The sequence below is a fragment of the Streptomyces sp. NBC_00663 genome (assembly GCF_036226885.1).
GTDB lineage: Bacteria > Actinomycetota > Actinomycetes > Streptomycetales > Streptomycetaceae > Streptomyces.
On record NZ_CP109027.1, the window covers coordinates 2,916,117 to 2,934,990 of the forward strand.

The 18,874-nt window shown below is 71.1% G+C and carries 15 protein-coding genes; 3 read left to right on the plus strand and 12 right to left on the minus strand.

All coding sequences use genetic code 11. The features are described 5' to 3' along the window. Window positions 1-12: 12 nt before the first annotated feature. Together OG866_RS13035 and OG866_RS13040 are read right to left on the minus strand one after the other, a co-directional pair. A complete protein-coding gene (locus OG866_RS13035; RefSeq protein ID WP_329334390.1) occupies window positions 13-3,018 on the minus strand; it encodes a putative bifunctional diguanylate cyclase/phosphodiesterase in 3,006 nt (1,001 codons plus the stop codon). A 417-nt stretch (window positions 3,019-3,435) separates the two neighbouring features. Beyond that, on the minus strand, window positions 3,436-4,398 hold the full coding sequence (locus OG866_RS13040; RefSeq protein WP_329334392.1) for a 2-hydroxyacid dehydrogenase: 963 nt from the start codon (window positions 4,396-4,398) through the stop codon (window positions 3,436-3,438). A gap of 78 nt (window positions 4,399-4,476) precedes the next feature. Here OG866_RS13040 and OG866_RS13045 point away from each other — a divergent pair, with 78 nt between their 5' ends. Both OG866_RS13045 and OG866_RS13050 read left to right on the plus strand, forming a co-directional pair. Further along, on the plus strand, window positions 4,477-5,475 hold the full coding sequence (locus OG866_RS13045; protein ID WP_329334394.1) for an aldo/keto reductase: 999 nt from the start codon (window positions 4,477-4,479) through the stop codon (window positions 5,473-5,475). 159 nt (window positions 5,476-5,634) lie between these two features. Next, window positions 5,635-6,786 (plus strand): PQQ-dependent sugar dehydrogenase, encoded by a 1,152-nt coding sequence (locus OG866_RS13050; RefSeq protein WP_329344071.1) that lies wholly within the window; start codon window positions 5,635-5,637, stop codon window positions 6,784-6,786. Window positions 6,787-6,794: 8 nt separating this feature from the next. Here OG866_RS13050 and OG866_RS13055 read toward each other — a convergent pair whose 3' ends face one another. The 7 genes from OG866_RS13055 to OG866_RS13085 all read right to left on the minus strand — a co-directional run bounded on the left by OG866_RS13055 (window position 6,795) and on the right by OG866_RS13085 (window position 14,604). Next, window positions 6,795-7,010, minus strand: a complete 216-nt coding sequence (locus OG866_RS13055; protein WP_329334396.1) for a DUF6191 domain-containing protein — start codon at window positions 7,008-7,010, stop codon at window positions 6,795-6,797. Between the two features lie 37 nt (window positions 7,011-7,047). Continuing rightward, the gene (locus OG866_RS13060) at window positions 7,048-10,092 is read right to left on the minus strand and encodes a helix-turn-helix transcriptional regulator (RefSeq protein ID WP_329344073.1); all 3,045 of its coding nucleotides are present in this window, start codon (window positions 10,090-10,092) and stop codon (window positions 7,048-7,050) included. A 233-nt stretch (window positions 10,093-10,325) separates the two neighbouring features. Continuing rightward, window positions 10,326-10,511 carry a hypothetical protein gene (locus tag OG866_RS13065; protein ID WP_329334397.1) on the minus strand — a complete coding sequence of 62 codons (186 nt, stop codon included), beginning with the start codon at window positions 10,509-10,511 and terminating at the stop codon, window positions 10,326-10,328. Between the two features lie 196 nt (window positions 10,512-10,707). Further along, window positions 10,708-11,289 carry a hypothetical protein gene (locus OG866_RS13070; RefSeq protein WP_329334398.1) on the minus strand — a complete coding sequence of 194 codons (582 nt, stop codon included), beginning with the start codon at window positions 11,287-11,289 and terminating at the stop codon, window positions 10,708-10,710. Window positions 11,290-11,324: 35 nt separating this feature from the next. Next, window positions 11,325-11,897, minus strand: coding sequence for a GNAT family N-acetyltransferase (locus tag OG866_RS13075; protein WP_329334399.1), 573 nt, complete (start codon window positions 11,895-11,897; stop codon window positions 11,325-11,327). Next, window positions 11,875-14,109, minus strand: a complete 2,235-nt coding sequence (locus tag OG866_RS13080) for an MMPL family transporter (protein ID WP_329334401.1) — start codon at window positions 14,107-14,109, stop codon at window positions 11,875-11,877. The genes OG866_RS13075 and OG866_RS13080 overlap by 23 nt, the downstream gene beginning before the upstream one ends. Window positions 14,110-14,301: 192 nt before the next feature. Beyond that, window positions 14,302-14,604 carry a hypothetical protein gene (locus tag OG866_RS13085; protein ID WP_329334403.1) on the minus strand — a complete coding sequence of 101 codons (303 nt, stop codon included), beginning with the start codon at window positions 14,602-14,604 and terminating at the stop codon, window positions 14,302-14,304. Between the two features lie 138 nt (window positions 14,605-14,742). Here OG866_RS13085 and OG866_RS13090 point away from each other — a divergent pair, with 138 nt between their 5' ends. Continuing rightward, window positions 14,743-15,549, plus strand: a complete 807-nt coding sequence (locus OG866_RS13090) for an SAM-dependent methyltransferase (RefSeq protein ID WP_329334405.1) — start codon at window positions 14,743-14,745, stop codon at window positions 15,547-15,549. A gap of 53 nt (window positions 15,550-15,602) precedes the next feature. Here OG866_RS13090 and gatB read toward each other — a convergent pair whose 3' ends face one another. The 3 genes from gatB to gatA are packed head-to-tail and all read right to left on the minus strand — an operon-like array spanning window position 15,603 to window position 18,874. Next, entirely contained in the window at window positions 15,603-17,117 is a 1,515-nt protein-coding gene (gatB, locus tag OG866_RS13095) for an Asp-tRNA(Asn)/Glu-tRNA(Gln) amidotransferase subunit GatB (RefSeq protein ID WP_329334407.1), read from the minus strand. 15 nt (window positions 17,118-17,132) lie between these two features. Beyond that, window positions 17,133-17,372, minus strand: a complete 240-nt coding sequence (locus OG866_RS13100) for a hypothetical protein (RefSeq protein WP_329334408.1) — start codon at window positions 17,370-17,372, stop codon at window positions 17,133-17,135. After that, window positions 17,369-18,874, minus strand: coding sequence for an Asp-tRNA(Asn)/Glu-tRNA(Gln) amidotransferase subunit GatA (gene gatA / locus OG866_RS13105; RefSeq protein ID WP_329334410.1), 1,506 nt, complete (start codon window positions 18,872-18,874; stop codon window positions 17,369-17,371). Before gatA ends, OG866_RS13100 begins: the two co-directional genes overlap by 4 nt.

Here is an 18,874-nt window from a genome sequence, read left to right on the forward strand (position 1 = left end):
GCGCACCACGTGTCAAGTGGGTGGGACGGGAGTCTCATTATGTGAGCGAAGGGCACTTCCGCCTCCGAGGACAGCGGTTCCGCCCCCGAGTACGGCGGGGACACCACTTGTGTACACCCCCGCGCCACCCCCCGCGAACGCGGGTTCGGCCGGTCCGTGCGGCACCGGAAAGTGGCCGGAAGTGAGCGCCCGGCGCAGCCGGTACTCGTCCAGCGGGCCGGAGAACGCCATCCCCTGTCCGTGGGTGCAGCCCATCGCCCGCAACGCCACGACCTGCTCCGGCAGGTCCACGCCGTCGGCCACGGACTGGAGCCCGAGATCCCCGGCGATCCTGAGCAGCCCGCTGGTGATCTTGTGCAGCCGAGCGGACTCCACCACCCCGTCGACCAGGCTGCGGTCGAGCTTGAGCACGTCCACGGGGAGTCTGCGCAGGGCGGTGATCGCCGCGTACCCGCTGCCGAAGCCGTCGAGCGCGATCCGGACACCGAGCCGCCGCAGGGCGGCCAGCCGGCGCTCCAGCTCGTCCAGGGAGACCCGGGGGTCGGTCTCGGACAGCTCGATCAGCAGGGACCCGGACGGCAGTCCGTGCCGGGTCAGCAGCGCCTCGATCGAGCCGGGCGGCAGCGACCGGTCGAGGAGCCGGCGGGCACTCATCCGGACCGTCACCGGCACGGACACCCCGGTCCCGGTGCGCTCGGCGGCCTGCCCCACGGCCTCCTCAAGGATCCAGCGGCCTAGCTCCTGCGTCTTGTCGCTGTCCTCGGCGACCCGCAGGAACTCGGCCGGCGTGAACAGCACACCCTGCGAGGAACGCCAGCGCGCCTGGGCGGCGACCGACGTGATCCGGCCGTCCTCCAGACAGACCACGGGCTGGTGCAGCAGCGCGAACTCGCCGTCGTGCAGCGCGGCACGCAGCCGGGTGGCCAGTTCCGCCTTGCGTACGACGTCCTGTTGCATCTGCGGCGCGTACAGCTCGACGCGGCCCTTTCCGGCCGACTTGGCGCGGTACATCGCCAGGTCGGCGTTGCGCAGGATCTCGCCCGCGCCGAGGCCCGGCTCGGAGAAGGCGACGCCGATGGAGGCGGCGACCCGGACATCGTTGCCGTCGATGAGATAGGGCTGCGAGAGCGTGATCCTGAGTCGGTCGGCGAGCTCCAGGATGTGGCGTTCCCTGGCGGAGCGGTCCCGGGTGCCGTCGCCGACGATCAGGGCCGCGAACTCGTCGCCGCCCAGCCGGGAGGCGGTGTCGCCGTACCGGACCGCGTCCTGGAGTCTGCGGGCGGCCTGGACGAGCAGTTCATCCCCGGCCTGGTGCCCGATCGTGTCGTTGACGGCCTTGAAGCCGTCGAGGTCGATGAAGAGGACGGCTGTGCCGCGGTCGGAGGAACGGCGGCCGGACAGGGCCTGCTGGACGCGCCTGGTGAACAGGGCGCGGTTGGGCAGGTCGGTGAGCGGGTCGTGCTCGGCGTTGTGCTGGAGCTGCGCCTGGAGGCGCACCCGCTCGGTCACGTCCCGGCTGTTGAAGATGAGGCCGCCGTGGTGACGGTTGACGGTGGACTCCACGTTGAGCCAGCCGCCGTCGCCGGACTTGAAGCGGCACTCGATGCGGGTGGTGGGTTCCTCGGGCGGGCTGGCGGCGAGGAAGCGGCGCACCTCGTGCACCACACAGCCCAGGTCCTCCGGATGGATGAGATGGGCCAGTTCCGTACCGACGAGTTCCTCGGCGGTGCGTCCGTAGACCCCGGCGGCGGCCGGGGAGACGTAGCGGAGGATGCCGTTGGGCGCGGCGATCATGATGACGTCGCTGGAACCCTGCACCAGGGAGCGGAAGTGGCTCTCCTTCTGGGCCAGTTCCTGGGTGAGGGTGATGTTGTCGAGCAGCATGATGCCCTGGCGCACCACGAGGGCGAGCACGACGGTGCCGCAGGTGAGCAGCACGACGCGGTCGACGCTGCGGCCGTTGAGCACGTTGTAGAGGATGCCCAGCGTGCACACGGCGGCGGCGAGGTAGGGCGTGAGGGCGGCCAGGGAGCCGGCGATCGGCCGGGCGGCCGGATACCGGCTGTGATCGCCTCCCGGCGGCGGTGCGGGCGGGTGGTGCTGGACGCCGCCGCGCCGCCTCGGCAGGTGTTCGTGCACCACGCGCGTGTGCGGCTCGTCGTCCGGTTGCCCGGGGCGGGGTGCGACCCAGGGCGCGTAGGCGAGGAGCAGCGAGCCGGCGAACCAGCCCGCGTCCAGCAGCTGGCCGGAGCGGTAGTTGTTGTGCAGCAGCGGTGAGGTGAACAGGGCGTCGCACATCACGGTCAGGGCGAGCGCGCCGATCGCGGTGTTGACCGCGGAGCGGTTGACCGCCGAGCGCCGGAAGTGCAGCGCGAGCACCATGCTGACCAGGGCGATGTCGAGCAGCGGATAGGCGAGCGACAGCGCGGTGTGCGCGACGCTGGGTCCCTCGGACTTGGCCGCCTGGGCGAGCGCGAGGCTCCACGACAGCGTGAGCAGCGAGCCGCCGATCAGCCAGGCGTCGAGCGAGAGACAGACCCAACCGGCCTTCGTCACCGGCCGTTTGGCGAGGACCAGCAGGCCCACGATGGCGGGCGGCGCGAAGCACAGGAAGAAGGCGTCGGCGTAACTGGGGCTCGGCACCGGCCGTTCCAGGACGACCTCGTACCACCCCCAGACCAGGTTGCCGAGGGAGGCCATGGCCGAGGAGAGCGCGAACAGCAGCCAGGCCGGTCGAAAGCGGATACGGCGGCGACGGGCGTAGAGGAAGCAGGACACGGCGGCGATGCCCGCCGCGGCGCTCAGCCCGAAGTCGCCCATGATCAGGGCCAGTTCGTCCGAACCCCAGCCGAGCGCGGAACCGACGGCGTATCCCGCGCAGATCAGGGCCAGGACGAGTTGGTGGACCAGGCTCGCCCCGCTGCCGGCGGACGGCGGGCGGGACAGCAGCAACCCTGGCGAAGGCCGGTCCCGGAGCGCTCCGTTGAGGGTGGTCGTGGGAGGCGGCGGCGAGCTCACCGGACCCTCCAGGTCCGCTGTGCCCCGGGGTCCAGCGGCTCCCGGGTCGCTGGGTGCGCATGCCTCTTGCGGCAGCTGTGCCTGCGGTGGTGATGGCTGTGACGGCAGTTGTGGCTGCCGTGGTGACCGCGTCTGCGCGCGGCCGTGTGCCAGGGTCGCCGCCGGCTGCCCCGCCGCGTCGGATCGTTCGCCCATAGGCCGTGCATCGCCCGTCGCCCCCCTCACAGTCTGAAATGTGCGTCCCCGGCGCCGAACGGTGCGCGGCGCAGCCCCTGTCGGGACGATACACCAGTCTCGTCACTCAGGGACATAGTTCCTCTACGCTCCGTGACGACCAGCGGCGACGTGAGTACGGACCGCGTCCGGAGGATTGCGGAGGGTACCGGAAGCGGATTTCGCGGTTGTTGCTCGGCAGATCTACTCGCTCGCAGAACCCGTCGTAAGGATCACGTTGCGCAGGGGTTCCCGGTTCACGAAACGTCCCAACTGGTCCACCAGGAGCCGCTTCGCGCGCGGCAGGAACGCGGACGTGGGTCCGCCGACGTGCGGGCTGATGAGGACGCCCGGCGCCTGCCAGAGGGGGTGCCCCTTGGGAAGCGGCTCGGGGTCCACCACGTCCAGGGCGGCGGTGATACGGCCGCTCTCCAGCTCGGCGAGGAGCGCCTTGGTGTCGACGACGCCCCCGCGCGCGACGTTCACGAGGAGGGCGCCGTCCTTCATCCGGGCCAGGAACTCGGCGTTCACCAGGCCGCGGGTGGAGTCGTTCAGCGGCGTGGAGAGGATGACGACGTCGGCCTCGGGCAGCAGGGCGGGCAGGTCGGTGAGCGGGTGCACCGGTCCGCGCTCCGTGGTGCGCGGGGAGCGCGCGACGCGCGCCACCCGCGCGACCTCGAACGGTACGAGCCGGTCCTCGATGGCGGCCCCGATGGACCCGTACCCGACGATGAGGACGTTCTTGTCGGCGAGCGCGGGGCGGAAGTCGCCCTGCCAGTCCTCCTGTTGCTGGGCCCGCACGAATCCGGGGATGCCGCGCAGGGAGGCGAGGGTCAGGGTGAGGGCGAGCTCGGCGGTGCTCGCCTCGTGCACACCGCGCGCGTTGCACAGCCGTACGCCGGGTGCGAGGTCGGACAGTTGTGCCATGACGTCGTCGACGCCGGCGGTGAGTGTCTGGACGAGCTGGAGGTTGCGCATCTCCTTCAGCGGGCGGACCTTCACGGGCTGCCGCTTCATGTACGGCACCACGTAGACGACGCAGTCGGCCGGGTCCCCGGGGAACTCCTGCTCCCCCGTCTCACCCCCGTCCCAGAACAGGTAGTTCGGGCCCTCGGGGAGCCCTGCGATCTCGTCCGGCGGGATGGGGAGCCATACGTCAGCGGTCATGGTCACGAGGCTATGTCAGGCGTGTGAGCACGCAGAGGTTAGGTTGTGGGGTGCCGGAAGAAGGAAGGTCACGAGCAGGTGGAGCGCAGGACGATCGGCGCGGGGGCACTCGCGGTGGGGGCCGTCGGACTCGGCTGTATGCCGATGAGCTGGGCGTACAGCGGGTCACGGCAGCGGGGCGAGGAGTCGCTGCGGGCCGTGCACACAGCGCTCGACGCGGGCACGACGCTCCTGGACACGGCCGACATGTACGGCCCGTTCACCAATGAGCTGCTGGTGGGGCGGGTGTTGAAGGAGCGGCGCGAGGACGCGTTCGTGTCGACCAAGGTCGGCCTGCTGGTGGGCGAGCAGCACATCGTGGCCAACGGCCGTCCCGGCTATGTGAAGCGGGCGTGCGACGCCTCGCTGCGGCGCCTGCAGACCGATGTCATAGACCTGTACCAGCTGCATCGCGCGGACCCCGAGGTCCCGGTCGAGGAGACCTGGGGCGCGATGGCGGAGCTGGTGCGGGCCGGAAAGGTGCGGGCGCTGGGGCTGTGCGCGATGGGAGCGCGCGGCGGCCGCCGCTCCGGGGCCCGGCTCTACGACGCGACGATCAAGCAGCTCCAGCGGGTGCAGCAGGTCTTCCCGGTGAGCGCGGTGGAGGCGGAGCTGTCGGTGTGGTCGCCGGAGGCGCTGGAGTCGCTGCTGCCGTGGTGCGAGGCCCGGGGCATCGGCTTCCTGGCGGCGATGCCGCTGGGCAACGGCTTCCTGACCGGCACGCTGACGCCGGGCGAGGGCTTCGAACCGGACGACCTGCGCGCCCGCCACCCCCGCTTCACGGCCGAGATGATGGCCGCCAACCAGCCGATCATCGCGGGCCTGCGCCGCGCGGCCACCCGGCACGGCACGGATGTCACCCCGGCGCAGGTGGCGCTGGCGTGGGTCCTGGCCCAGGGCAGGCACGTGGTGCCGGTGCCGGGCACCAAACAGGAGCGGTGGGCGAGGGAGAACGCCGGTGCGGCGGGGCTGCGGCTGTCGCCCCAGGACCTGGCCGAGGTGGGGGAGCTGCCGGGGGCGCTGGGGTCGTGGGACTGAGGTCCCCGGGCGGCCGGGGCTGAGATCCTGGGGGTGTGAAGCGCTTTCGCGCAGCCTGCTCGCATCGGGTCGTGGAGATCGGGAACCCGCGAGGCGCGAGCGGTGTATGAAAAGGAGAACCCGCCGCGTCGAAGGGACCAGATCGTGCAACGTCGAGTTGTGACGGCCGTGTTGGCCGCGACCACGCTCCTGCTGGCGGCCGGCTGTTCCTCGGGCGACGGTGAGGACTCCGCCGGTGACGACGCGACTCCGAGCGGTACGCCGTCGAGGTCGGCGTCCTCCCCCACCCAGCGGGCCGCCGAGGAGACACCCCCGGCCAAGGGCTCGGTGAAGGTGCTGCGCACGGTCACCACCGGCCTGGACACCCCCTGGGGCCTGGCCCCGCTGCCCGACGGCGATCTGCTCGTCTCCTCCCGGGACAAGGGCACGATCACCCGGGTCGACACGGAGACCGGCAAGAAGACGGAGCTGGGCGAGGTCCCGGGGGTCTCCCCCGCGGGCGAGGGCGGTCTCCTGGGCCTGGCCCTCTCCCCCGACTACGCCGCGGACCACATGGTGTACGCCTACTTCAGCTCGGCTTCGGACAACCGCATCGTCCGCATGCTGTACGAGGAGAAGAGGCCGTCCGGCGAGCAGCTGGGCGCTCCGGACACGGTCTTCAAGGGCATCCCCAAGGGCTATATCCACAACGGCGGCCGGATCGCCTTCGGCCCCGACAAGATGCTCTACGCGGGCACCGGCGAGAGCGGCGACACCGGCCTGTCCCAGGACAAGAAGTCCCTCGGCGGCAAGATCCTGCGCCTCACCCCGGAGGGCGAGCCCGCTCCGGGCAACCCGTTCCCCGACTCCCCCGTGTACTCCTACGGCCACCGCAATGTGCAGGGCCTCGCCTGGGACCGCGAGCAGCGGCTGTTCGCCTCGGAGTTCGGCCAGGACACATGGGACGAGCTGAACGCGATCAAGCCGGGCGACAACTACGGCTGGCCCGAGGCCGAGGGCAGGTCGGACGACTCCGGCTTCCACAACCCGATAGCCCAGTGGGCCACGGACGACGCCTCCCCCAGCGGTATCGCCTACGCGGAGGGCTCGATATGGATGGCGGGCCTCAAGGGCCAGCGCCTGTGGCGCATCCCGCTGAAGGGCACGGAGGCCTCCGCCGACCCCCAGCCCTTCCTGAAGGGCGAGTACGGCCGGCTGCGCACGGTGGTGTCGGCGGGCGGCGACAAGCTGTGGCTGGTCACCAGCAACACGGACGGACGGGGGGACCCGAAGGACGGTGACGACCGGATTCTGGAGATCCAGGTGAGCTGACCCACTGCCTACGCAGAAGGCTCGTCCCGCGTTTCCTCCTGTGTCTCCTCCGGCGTCTCGTCCGGCTCCGGGCGGCGTACGACGACCTTCCCCGACGAGAGATCTATCGGCCCGTGTCCGGGGTCGCCGTCACCCACGTCGACCCGCGTCAGTTCCAGTCGGTTCTGTTCGTCTCGGGTGTGTTTTCGACCGGGTGCGAACAGTTCCTCAAAGGGGTTGAACACAGGACCTCCCTAGGCCGGTCACATCCAGCGTAGAACGTCACCCCGCCGTCCGACTCGAGAGCCGTTCGGCGGGGAACAGCCCCAGCCGATGGGCCACCGCCGCCGCCTCGCCACGGCCCGAGACACCGAGCTTGGCGAGGATGTTCGACACATGGACGCTGGCGGTCTTCGGGGAGATGAACAGTTCCTCGGCGATCTGGCGGTTGGTGCGTCCGGCGGAGACCAGGCGCAGCACATCTCGTTCCCGGCCGGTGAGGCCGAGGGCCTCGGCCTGGTCGGCGGGGGCCGGGGCCTGCTTCGGAGCGTGGGCGAGGCCGAGGCGGGCGCGCTGGGCGAGCCGGGTGACGGCGTCGGCCAGCGGGCGGGCGCCGAGGTGGTCGGCGACGGCGTGGGCGAGGCGGAGCAGTTCCGTGGCGCGGTCGCGCTCGTCCTCGCCGCCGACGGTGAGGAGGGACTCGGCGAGGCGGTGGCGGACGCGGGCGAGGTCGTAGGGGCGGTCCAGGGTTTCGAAGGCGGCGGTGACCGCGGCCCAGTCGTCCGGGTCGCTGTGCCCCTCGGCGCGCAGCAGTTCGGCGCGGACCCAGTGTTCGTAGGCGTGCCAGACAGGCGCGTTGGTGGTCAGGGTCTTGGCGGCGTTGCGGATGCCCTGGAGGATCTCGGCGCGGCCGGCGGCGGTGGCAGGCAGGCCGAGCGCGTCGGCCTCCGCTGCGGCGGCGGCCAGGAGGAGCGGCCAGCCGTAGCGCTGGGTGTCGGGCGGGAAGCCCTCGTCCAGGGCGCGCTGGAGTGTCGCGCGGGCGTCCAGGAGGCGGCCTTCGCCCGCGGTGACGCCGATGGAGATGCGGGCGAGGGGCATCTCGTGCTGGGGTGCGCGGTCATGGGTGCCGAAGTGGGCTCGGGCCGCGGCGAGTTGGCTGCCGCACTCGGCCAGGTCGCCGCGGGCGAGGGCGAGTTCGGCGCGGAGGGTGGCTCGGAAGCCGCGGGGTATCGCGCTCTGGCCGACGTGTTCCGACTTGCCGGCGGCCGTGGCGGCCTCGTCCCAGCGGCCGAGGCTGAAGAGGGACTCGGCGAGGTTGCCCCAGACCCAGGCCTCGCTGTCGAGGAGGCCGAACTTCCGGGTGTGGGCGACGCCTTCCTCCAGGATGGGCACGGCTTCGGCGGAGCGGCCGACGGCTTCGAGGGCGTCGGGGAGATTGACGTAGACGCGGGCGGCGATGGCGGTCATGCCGTTCTCGGTGGTCTGCCGTCTGACCTCGTACATCTCCTTGAGGCCGGCTTCGAGGTCACCGGCGTGGACGATGAGGCTGCCGAGGGTGAGCCGGGCGCTCATCTCGGTCTCGCGGGCGCCGACCATGCGCGCGTACTCCACGGCGCGTTCGGCGGCGGTGAAGGCGTCGGGACCGGGGACGTGCACCATGGACCAGTTGGCGACGTGGGCGAGGACGTCGGCGTGCACCTCGGAGGGCGGCAGCCCCTTCACCAGCTCCTGGGCGGTGGCGAGCTCCGGCCAGCCGTTGCCGCGGGCGAGCGCCTGCACCAGCCGGGAGCGCATCACCCAGAACCAGGCGGCGCGGACCGGGTCGCCCTCTTCCTCCAGCAGGTGCAGGGCCCGCTTGGTGATCTTCAGGGCGCGTTCCCGTTCGCCGGCGAGCCGGCCGGCGACGGCGGCCTCGGCCATCAGGTCGAGGTAGCGGAGCGGGGTGGTGGCCGGGTCGCAGCCGCAGGGCGGGAAGGCCTCGGTGTAGTCGACGGGGCGCAGTGCGGCCCGGACGTCCTCCGGGGCGGTGTCCCACAGCTCCATCGCGCGTTCGAGGAGCCGGAGTTGTTCGGAGAACGCGTGCCGACGGCGGGCGGTGACGGAGGCGTCCAGGACGGCGGGCAGGGCCTTGGCGGCGTCATGGGCGTGGTACCAGTAGCTGGCCAGCCGCATGACCCGGGCGTCGGCCGCGACCAGGGTCGGGTCGGCCTCCAGGGCCTCGGCGTAGCGGCGGTTGAGACGGGAGCGTTCACCGGGCAGCAGGTCGTCGCTGACCGCCTCGCGGACCAGGGAGTGCCGGAAGCGGTAGCCGTCGCCGTCGGGGGCGGCGCTGAGGATGTTGGCGTTGACGGCGGCGCGCAGGGCCTCGATGAGGTCGTCCTCGGCGAGCCGGGCGACGGCGGCGATCAGCCGGTACTCGACGGTGGAACCGCCCTCGGCGACGATCCGGGAGACCCGCTGGGCGCTCTCCGGCAGCCCTTCGACCCGTACGAGGAGCAGGTCGCGGAGGGAGTCGGTGAGGCCGGTGCAGCAGCCCTCGTGGGCGGCGACGGCGAGTTCCTCGACGAAGAAGGCGTTGCCGTCGGAGCGTTCGAAGATCTCGTCGACCTGCGCCGGGTCGGGTTCGGCGGCGAGGATGCCGGCGATCTGGCGGCCGACCTCGGTGCGGTTGAAGCGGCCGAGTTCGAGGCGGCGGACGGTGCGCAGCCGGTCGAGTTCGGCGAGCAGGGGGCGCAGGGGGTGGCGGCGGTGGATGTCGTCGGCGCGATAGGTGGCGACGACGACGAGGCGGCCGGTGCGCAGGGTGCGGAAGAGGTAGGCCAGGAGGTGGCGGGTGGAGGCGTCGGCCCAGTGGAGGTCCTCAAGGGCGACGACGACGGTGCGGTCGGCGGCGACACGTTCCAGGAGGCGGGCGGTGAGTTCGAAGAGACGGGCCATGCTCTGCTCGTCATGGCGTCCGGCGGGCGCCTCGCCCAGTTCGGGCAGGAGCCGGGCCAGTTCCTCCTCCTGTCCGGCAGCCGCGGCGGCGAGTTCGTCGGGCAGCTCGCGGCGCAGGGCGCGCAGGGCGGTGGAGAAGGGGGCGAAGGGCAGTCCGTCGGCGCCGATCTCGACACAGCCGCCGAGTGCGACGACCGCGCCCCGGCCGCAGGCGGTGGTCGCGAACTCCTCGACAAGACGCGTCTTGCCGACCCCGGCCTCGCCGCCGATCAGCAACGCCTGGGGCTCCCCCGCGGCGGCACGGGCGAGCGCGTCGTTCAAGGTGTCGAGTTCGCCGGAGCGACCGACGAACACGGGACTGACGGACCTGGTCTCCACGGGCCCGAGCATCGCACGCGGGTCCGACAGCGCGGCACCGGTTTTCGCCCAGGGCGCGATCTTGCCGTCCCGCGCGGGGAGGGAGCTGTGGGCCCGCGCGGGCAGGGAAACGCCCTCCGACGCCGCCCCGGCGTGCGGGACGGCGTCGGATGCCGGTGGAGCTTTGATCGTCCGTGGTGCCTCGGCTGCGGGGAGGACGGCCGTGTCCGTGGTCGGCGTGCGGCCGTCCTCCCTCCCCCCGGCGCTCATGCGGTGCGCAGGAACCGGTGCCGGCGGGAGCGCCCGGTATGCACCTCGCTCTCGGCCTCGCGGCCGGCTGCCTCGCGGCGGGCGGCGCGGCGGCCCTGGACCGCCTCGCGGACGAGACGATCGTGCTGAGCCTCGCGGATCAGTTCGTCGGAACGGAGCTGGGAGAGCTCGTACTCGTACATGTGGTGTCCCTTGTGAGATTCGGCTTCGTGCTTCGCTTTCTGCGATGCCTCAACCTTCGTCTCCAAGGCGGGTGCGCCACATCGGGAGAGTTCCGCATCTTCGGCGGCCGGCGGGGCCTTAGACGTGCGTGAGGGGCCTCAGAGACCGCCTAAGGTGCTTACGGCGGTTCTAAGACCCCTCGTGGCCTGCGACGACTCAGCTGGTGGAAGGCAGTCCGAGCAGGACGTCGGTGTACTTGAGGACGGCCAGGAGCAGGCCGATGACGCCGAGCGCGACGCCCGCCCAGGAGACCGACTTGATCCAGACGGCCTGCGGCTTGCCGGGTGTCCCGAAGGCGGGCCGGGCCAGCACGACGACGCCGACGATCAGCGCGGCGAGCGCGAAGAGGCCGCCCCAGAGCGCGGTGGTGTGCCAGGCGTCGCCGTACACCTCCTTGACCTGCGTGGCGACGGTCGCGGTCGACGAGGTCTGGAGCTGGCCCACGAGGGTCTCGCGGGCGGCGGCGACGGTGGCGATCCAGCCGCCGGTGAGCGAGACGAGGCCGAGCGCGGCGGAGACCACGGCGCCCGCGCCCTGACCGACGCCGGTCGGGCCCTCCTGCTCGGTGTCGGCGAGGCCCTCGGGCTCGTCGAGGTCGTCGGTGTCATCGGCGTCGGCCTCGGTCGTCTCGTCGGCCTTGGTCGTTTCGTCGACCTTGGTGACGTCCAGCTTCTCCTCGTCGGTCGTCTCCTCGGGGCCGATCTCGGTCCCGGTCTCGTCCACTGTCTTGGTTCCCATACCTCGCACCGTACGGACGGAGTCTGAGAGGTCTCTTAATGATCGTTGTGAGCGGCACGCGCGCGTGCCTCACGCCACTCGGGCGCCAGCACCGACCAGACCTCCAGGTCGTGCCGCACCCCGCGATGGGGATGCGCCTGCCGCTGCACTCCCTCGCGGGTCAGCCCCAGTCGCCGGGCCACGTTCAGGCTGGCGGTGTTCCCGGCGGCGGCGATCCATGCGACGCGGTGGATGCCGCGTTCCTCGATCACGTAGTCGATGAGCATCCGCATCGCCCGGGTGATCAGCCCGCGTCCCGTGGCGGCGGGCTCCAGCCAGCAGCCGACCTCGGTGTTGCCCTGGGCGGCGTCGAAGTTGAGCGTGAGGACGCCGCCGACGAGCTTTCCGTCGAGCCAGATGCCGTGGTAGCCGCCGGTGTCGTCCACGCGCATCTGGGCGTACTTCCGGAGCGTCTCCCGCGCGGACTCGACGTCGACGACCTGGGAGCCGAAGCGGATGAACTGCCCGATGAACTCCCGGCCCCGCTCCAGGTTCGCCAGGAACTCCTCGGCGTGCCACGGCTCCAGCGGCCGCAGTTCCGCCCCGTCACCCAGCGATATCGCGTACATCCTCGTCCCGCTCCTTCTCGATGTCCCCCACGACGGCGTCCACCCTTTCATGAGCGGCGCGGCACTCGGGCGGCTCGATGCTGATGCGGGGCATCCGGCGGTCCAGCCAGCGCGGCAGCCACCAGTTGGCGCCGCCGAGCAGATGCATGAGGGCGGGGACCAGGAGCGTGCGGAGGACGAACGCGTCGAGGGCCACCGCGGCGGCCAGCGCGATGCCGAACATGGCGATCACGCGGTCGCCGCTGAGGACGAAGGCGAGGAAGACCGAGATCATGATGACGGCGGCGGAGTTGATCACCCGGCTGGTCTCGGCGAGCCCGACGCGGACGGCCCGCCGGTTGTCGCCGGTCTCCAGCCACTCCTCGTACATCCGGCTGACCAGGAAGACCTGGTAGTCCATGGAGAGCCCGAAGAGCACGGACACCATGATCACGGGGAGGAAGGGCTCGATCGGCCCGGCCCTCCCCAGTCCCAGCAGCTCGCTCCCCCAGCCCCACTGGAAGATCGCCACGACCACTCCGAACGCGGCGGCCACGGCGGCGACGTTCATCGCGGCGGCCTTCAGCGGGATGCCGACGGACCGGAAGGCGAGCAGGAGCAGCAGACAGCCGAGCCCGATGACGACCCCGACGAACAGCGGCAGCTTGCCGACGATCACATCGGCGAAGTCGTCGTACGACGCCGTCACCCCGCCCACCTGGAGGTCGAGGGACGTGCCGGTCTCGGCGCGGGGCAGCACCTCGGTGCGCAGCCGGTCGACGAGGTCGCTGGTCTGCCGGGACTGCGGGGACGAGGTCGGGACGATGCTGAAGTAGCCGGTGTCTCCGCCGACGTTGTAGGTGACCGGCGTCACGGAGGCGACGCCCTCGGTGGTGCGGATGGTGGCGTCGAGGTTGTCGAGGAGCAGCTTGTCCTCGGCGCTGCCGACCTGCGTGACCAGGGTGAGCGGGCCGTTGACGCCGGCGCCGAAGCCGTCGGCGAGCAGGTCGTACGCCTGCCGGGTGGTGGCGGAGGTCGGGTTGTTGCCCTGGTCGGAGGTGCCGAGGCGGAGCCCGAGGGTGGGCAGGGCCAGCACGGTGATGACCACCAGGGCGAGGGCGCCGAGCAGCTTGGGGTGGCGTTCCACGAACGCGGACCAGCGTGCCGCCAGCCCGGTCGGCAGCTCCGGCTGGGGCCCGTGTTCCACGAGGTGCCGTCGCTCGCGCCGGCTCAGGGCGCGCATGCCGATGAGAGACAGCAGGGCCGGCAGCAGCGTGACGGAGGCGGCCACGGTCAGGACCACGGTGAGCGAGGCGGCGATGGCGACGCCGTTGAGGAAGCCGAGCCGGAGGATCAGCATCCCGAGCAGGGCGATGCAAACGGTGGCACCCGCGAAGACGACGGCCCGTCCGGTGGTGGCGACGGCGTTCTCGATGGACTCGGCGACGTCCAGCCCGCGTTTCAGCCCGCGCCGGTGTCGGGTGACGATGAACAGGGCGTAGTCGATGCCGACGCCGAGCCCGATCAGCATGCCGAGCATGGGCGCGAAGTCGGCGACGGTCATGGCGTGCCCGAGCAGCACGATCCCGGCGTACGCCGTACCGACGCTGACCAGCGCGGTCGCGATCGGCAGCAGGGAGGCGGCGAGCGAGCCGAAGGCGAGGAAGAGCACCAGCGCGGCGACGACCACCCCGACGACCTCGGCGACATGCCCGCCCGACGACTCGGTGAGCGCGATGGCGCTGCCGCCCAGCTCCACCTGGAGCACCTTCGAGTCGACGCTCTCGGCCGCCGACACAACGGCCTGCACCTCGGCCTTGTCGAGGTTCTCGGCCCGGTCCTCGAAGGTGACCGTGGCGTACGCCGTACGGCCGTCGGAGCTGATCTGCGCGCCGCCCTGGCCGTCGTACGGGCCGACGACGGACGCCACTCCGGGCAGGTCGGCGATCTTGTCGAGGGTCTGCGTCATGGTCTGTTCGACCGCCGCGGCGCGGACGCCGGCGGTGCCGGACGTGGTGTGCCAGACGACGGTGTCGCTGTCCCCGCCGAGCTGCGGGAACCCCTCCTGGAGGAGCTGGGTGGCGCGGCCGGACTCGGTGCCGGGGACCTCGTAGTCGTTGGAATACGCGGAGCCCGTGAGCGCGGCGGCCGTGCTCACCCCGCCGAGGGCGAGGAGCCACAGCAGAACGACGACGAGTCGTCGTCGGACACACCAGCGCGCGAGGGCTGCCACGTTGCTGCTCCCAGGGGTGAATTATGGATCTTTGACCGGGAACAGTCGTTCATATGGTGAACAGCCCGCAAAGAACGCATGAGCAATGCGAGGTCCACTCTTGCAGGCAGAACTGATCGTTTATGCAGTTCGTGGGTTTATTCACAGGAGTGGGAGGCAGATCACAGGACAGTAACGACCGCTCTGTCACCCTCAGTCGAACTGGTCGCCCCACGCCATCACCATCACGCCGACGATCAGCAGCCACAGTGCCCGCCGGGTGCGCCCCCGGGAGCCGAGGACCGCCGCGAGCACACACACGGCGGCGCCGAACGCGTAGGCGGCCGGCACCAGCGTGGGCGCGGTGCCGCTCAGCCGGAGCACGGAGGCCGCCAGGCCCGCGAGGGCCAGCAGCCCTCCGGCCCCGGACGCCGTCCAGCGGGCCCGCCGGGCGTCAAGGGCCTGGTCGTCGTACTCCTCCTGTATGTCGGAGTCGGAATCCGGGTGCGCGTTCATGGCGGGCGAGCGTAGCGTGTCCGGCTGAGAATCCCCGGGCTGTCCGCCCCTGGCCGAAGCAGGTGCATTGTTTGAGCGTCCGACCGAGCTCCGACGTATCCCCTTCCGTCTTCCCGGACTCAAGGAGCCCGTTCACCGATGCCAGACATCACCACCCCCAGGCCCTCGGACGATGACCTCACCCGGCGGCTGACGCACGCCCGCTACCCGCGCAGCAACCACTACGACGTCCGCTGGGTCATCGAGAACCAGATGGGCCCGAACGCGCTGTGGCTGCTGGAGTGGCTCGCGCCCGCACTCGGCCTGGACGCCCTGCGCCCGTGCGCCCGCGTCCTCGACCTGGGCTGCGGCCGGGCCATGACCTCGGTCTTCCTGGCCAGGGAGTACGACGTCCAGGTCACCGCGGCCGACCTGTGGGTCAAGCCCGACGAGAACGCACAGCGCATCGCCGAGGCCGGCTTCGCCGACCGGGTGCTGCCCGTGCACACCGAGGCGCACGACCTGCCGTTCGCCGAGGGCAGCTTCGACGCGATCGTGAGCATCGACGCCTACCAGTACTTCGGTACGAACGACCTCTACCTGCCCACCCTGACCCGGCTGCTGAAGCCGGGCGGACGGATCGGGGTCGTCGTACCGGCGGTACGGGAGGAGATCGACGGCGTGGAACCGCCGGAGCATCTCAGGCCGTACTGGGAGCCCGACTGGTGGTGCTTCCACTCCGCCGAGTGGTGGCGCCGCCAGTGGACCCGCAGCGGTGCCGTCGAGGTCGAGACGGCCGACTGGCAGCCGGACGGCTGGCAGGACTGGCTGCTGTGGTGCGACGTCGTCGCCGAGGAGAGCCCGGAGGAGTTCCATCGCGACATGGCCCGCCGGGTGCGCGAGGCGGTCCGGGCCGACCAGGGCCGGGCACTGGGCTTCGTACGACTCGTAGGACGCCGTAAGTAAGCAGCACTACGGCCCCGGAAGGCTTCCTTCCGGGGCCGTACGCGTCTGGGGGCTCAGCCCTCGCTGACGCCCAGCTTCTCCAGGATCAGCTCCTTGACGCGGGCCGCGTCGGCCTGACCGCGGGTGGCCTTCATGACCGCGCCGACCAGGGCGCCGGCCGCGGCGACCTTGCCGGAGCGGATCTTGTCGGCGATGCCCGGGTTGCCGGCGATGGCCTCGTCGACGGCGGTGCCGAGGGCACCCTCGTCGGAGACGACCTTCAGACCGCGCTTGTCGACGACCTCGTCCGGGGTGCCTTCGCCCGCGAGAACGCCCTCGATGACCTGACGGGCCAGCTTGTCGTTGAGGTCGCCCTTAGAGACGAGCTCGGAGACACGGGCGACCTGCACCGGCGTGATGGCCAGCTCGTCCAGGGACGTGCCCGACTCGTTGGCGCTGCGCGCCAGTTCGCCCATCCACCACTTACGGGCGGAGGCCGCGTCGGCACCGGCGTCGATCGTGGCGACGATCGGGTCCAGCGCACCGGCGTTCAGGATCGCCTGCATGTCGAGGGCCGTGATGCCCCACTCCGCGACGAGGCGGTTGCGGCGGGCCAGCGGCAGCTCGGGCAGACCGGCCCGGATCTCCTCGACCCACTCGCGCGAGGGGGCCACAGGGACCAGGTCCGGCTCCGGGAAGTACCGGTAGTCCTCGGCCTCTTCCTTCACGCGGCCCGAGGTCGTGGACCCCGTGTCCTCGTGGAAGTGCCGGGTCTCCTGGATGATCGTGCCGCCGCTGTTGAGGACCGCGGCATGCCGCTGGATCTCGAACCGGGCCGCACGCTCCACGGAACGCAGCGAGTTGACGTTCTTGGTCTCCGAACGGGTACCGAACTTCTCGCGGCCGTGCGGGCGCAGCGACAGGTTCACGTCGCAGCGCATCTGGCCCATTTCCATGCGGGCCTCGGATACCCCGAGCGCCTTGATGACCTCGCGCAGCTCACGGACGTACGCCTTGGCGACCTCCGGAGCCCGCTCGCCGGCGCCCTCGATCGGCTTGGTGACGATCTCGATGAGCGGGATACCGGCCCGGTTGTAGTCCAGCAGGGAGTGCGAGGCGCCGTGGATACGACCCGTCGCGCCGCCCACGTGGGTCGACTTGCCGGTGTCCTCCTCCATGTGGGCGCGCTCGATCTCCACGCGGAAGGTCTCCCCGTCCTCCAGCTGTACGTCGAGGTAGCCGTTGAAGGCGATCGGCTCGTCGTACTGGGAGGTCTGGAAGTTCTTCGGCATGTCCGGATAGAAGTAGTTCTTCCGGGCGAAGCGGCACCACTCGGCGATCTCGCAGTTCAGCGCGAGACCGATCTTGATCGCCGACTCGACACCGGTCGCGTTGACGACCGGGAGCGCGCCGGGCAGGCCGAGGCAGGTGGGACAGGTCTGCGTGTTGGCGTCCTGACCGAGCTCGGTCGAACAGCCGCAGAACATCTTGGTCTTGGTGCCGAGTTCGACATGGACCTCAAGGCCCATGACGGGGTCGTACGACGCGAGAGCGTCCTCGTACGACACCAGGTCGGTCGTGGTGGTCACGGTGAAACTTCCCTCTCAGCCCAGCAGGACGTCGTCGTCGCCCAGCCGCTTCAGCTCGCGGTACAGGATGGCGAGGCCGGTGACGATCGCGACCGCGGAGACGGTGGCGTCGATCAGCCGAAGCGTGTCCTGTTCGGTGCGGGCCCTTTTGATCTGCTTGGCGACACTCAGCGCGCCGAAGGCGGTGGTGGCCATCGACAGGTACGTACCGGACTTGGACTTCTTGAAGTCCTTGGCCTTGGTCAGCTTGCTCACAGCGACGGTGCCTCCTCGAGGAGCGGGTGCCCCCACTTTTCCACGAAGGCGGCCTCGACGGCGGCGCCGACCTTGTAAAGCCGGTCGTCCTTCAGCGCCGGAGCGATGATCTGGAGGCCGACCGGGAGGTTGTCCTCGGGCGCCAGACCGCACGGCAGCGACATCGCCGCGTTGCCCGCGAGGTTCGTCGGGATGGTGCACAGGTCCGCGAGGTACATCGCCATCGGGTCGTCGGCACGCTCACCGATCGGGAAGGCGGTGGTGGGCGTCGTCGGCGAGACGATGACGTCGACCTGCTCGAAGGCCTTCTCGAAGTCGCGCGTGATGAGCGTGCGCACCTTCTGGGCGGAGCCGTAGTACGCGTCGTAGTAGCCGCTGCTGAGCGCGTACGTGCCGAGCATGATCCGGCGCTTCACCTCGGGGCCGAAGCCCGCCTCACGGGTGATCGACGTGACCGCCTCGGCGGAGTTCGTGCCGTCGTCGCCGGTCCGCAGGCCGTAGCGCAGGCCGTCGAAGCGGGCGAGGTTGGACGAGCACTCGGAGGGCGCGATCAGGTAGTACGCCGACAGGGCCAGGTCGAAGGACGGGCAGTCCAGCTCGACGATCTCCGCGCCCAGCTCCTTGAGGAGGGCGACGGACTCGTCGAAGCGCTGGATGACACCGGCCTGGTAGCCCTCGCCGCGGAACTGCTTGACGACGCCGACGCGCATGCCCTGGACGCTGCCGTTGCGGGCGGCCTCGACGACCGGCGGGACCGGGGCGTCGATGGACGTGGAGTCGAGCGGGTCGTGTCCGGCGATGACCTCGTGCAGCAGCGCCGCGTCCAGGACCGTACGGGCGCAGGGGCCGCCCTGGTCCAGGGAGGACGAGAACGCCACCATGCCGAAGCGGGAGACCGCGCCGTACGTCGGCTTCACGCCGACCGTCCCGGTGACGGCGGCCGGCTGGCGGATGGAACCGCCGGTGTCGGTGCCGATGGCGAGGGGCGCCATGTGCGCGGCGAGCGCGGCCGAGGAGCCGCCGCCGGAGCCGCCGGGGATCCGGGTGAGGTCCCAGGGGTTGCCGGTCGGGCCGTAGGCGCTGTTCTCGGTGGAGGACCCCATGGCGAACTCGTCCATGTTGGTCTTGCCGAGGATGACGACGTCGGCGGCCTTGAGCCGCTTGGTGAGGGTGGCGTCGTAGGGCGGGATCCAGCCTTCCAGGATCTTCGAACCGACCGTCGTCGGGATGCCCTCGGTGGTGAAGATGTCCTTCAGCGCGAGCGGCACACCGGCGAGCGGGCCGAGCTTCTCGCCCTTCGCCCGCTTCTCGTCGACGGCACGGGCCTGCGCGAGCGCGCCCTCACGGTCGACGTGCAGGAAGGCGTGCACCTTCTCGTCGACGGCCTCGATACGGGCGAGGTGGGCCTCGGTGACCTGCACGGCCGTGAGTTCCCCGGAAGCGATCTTCGCGGCGGTCTCGGCGGCGGTGAGCTTGATGATGTTGACGTTGATGTCCGTCAT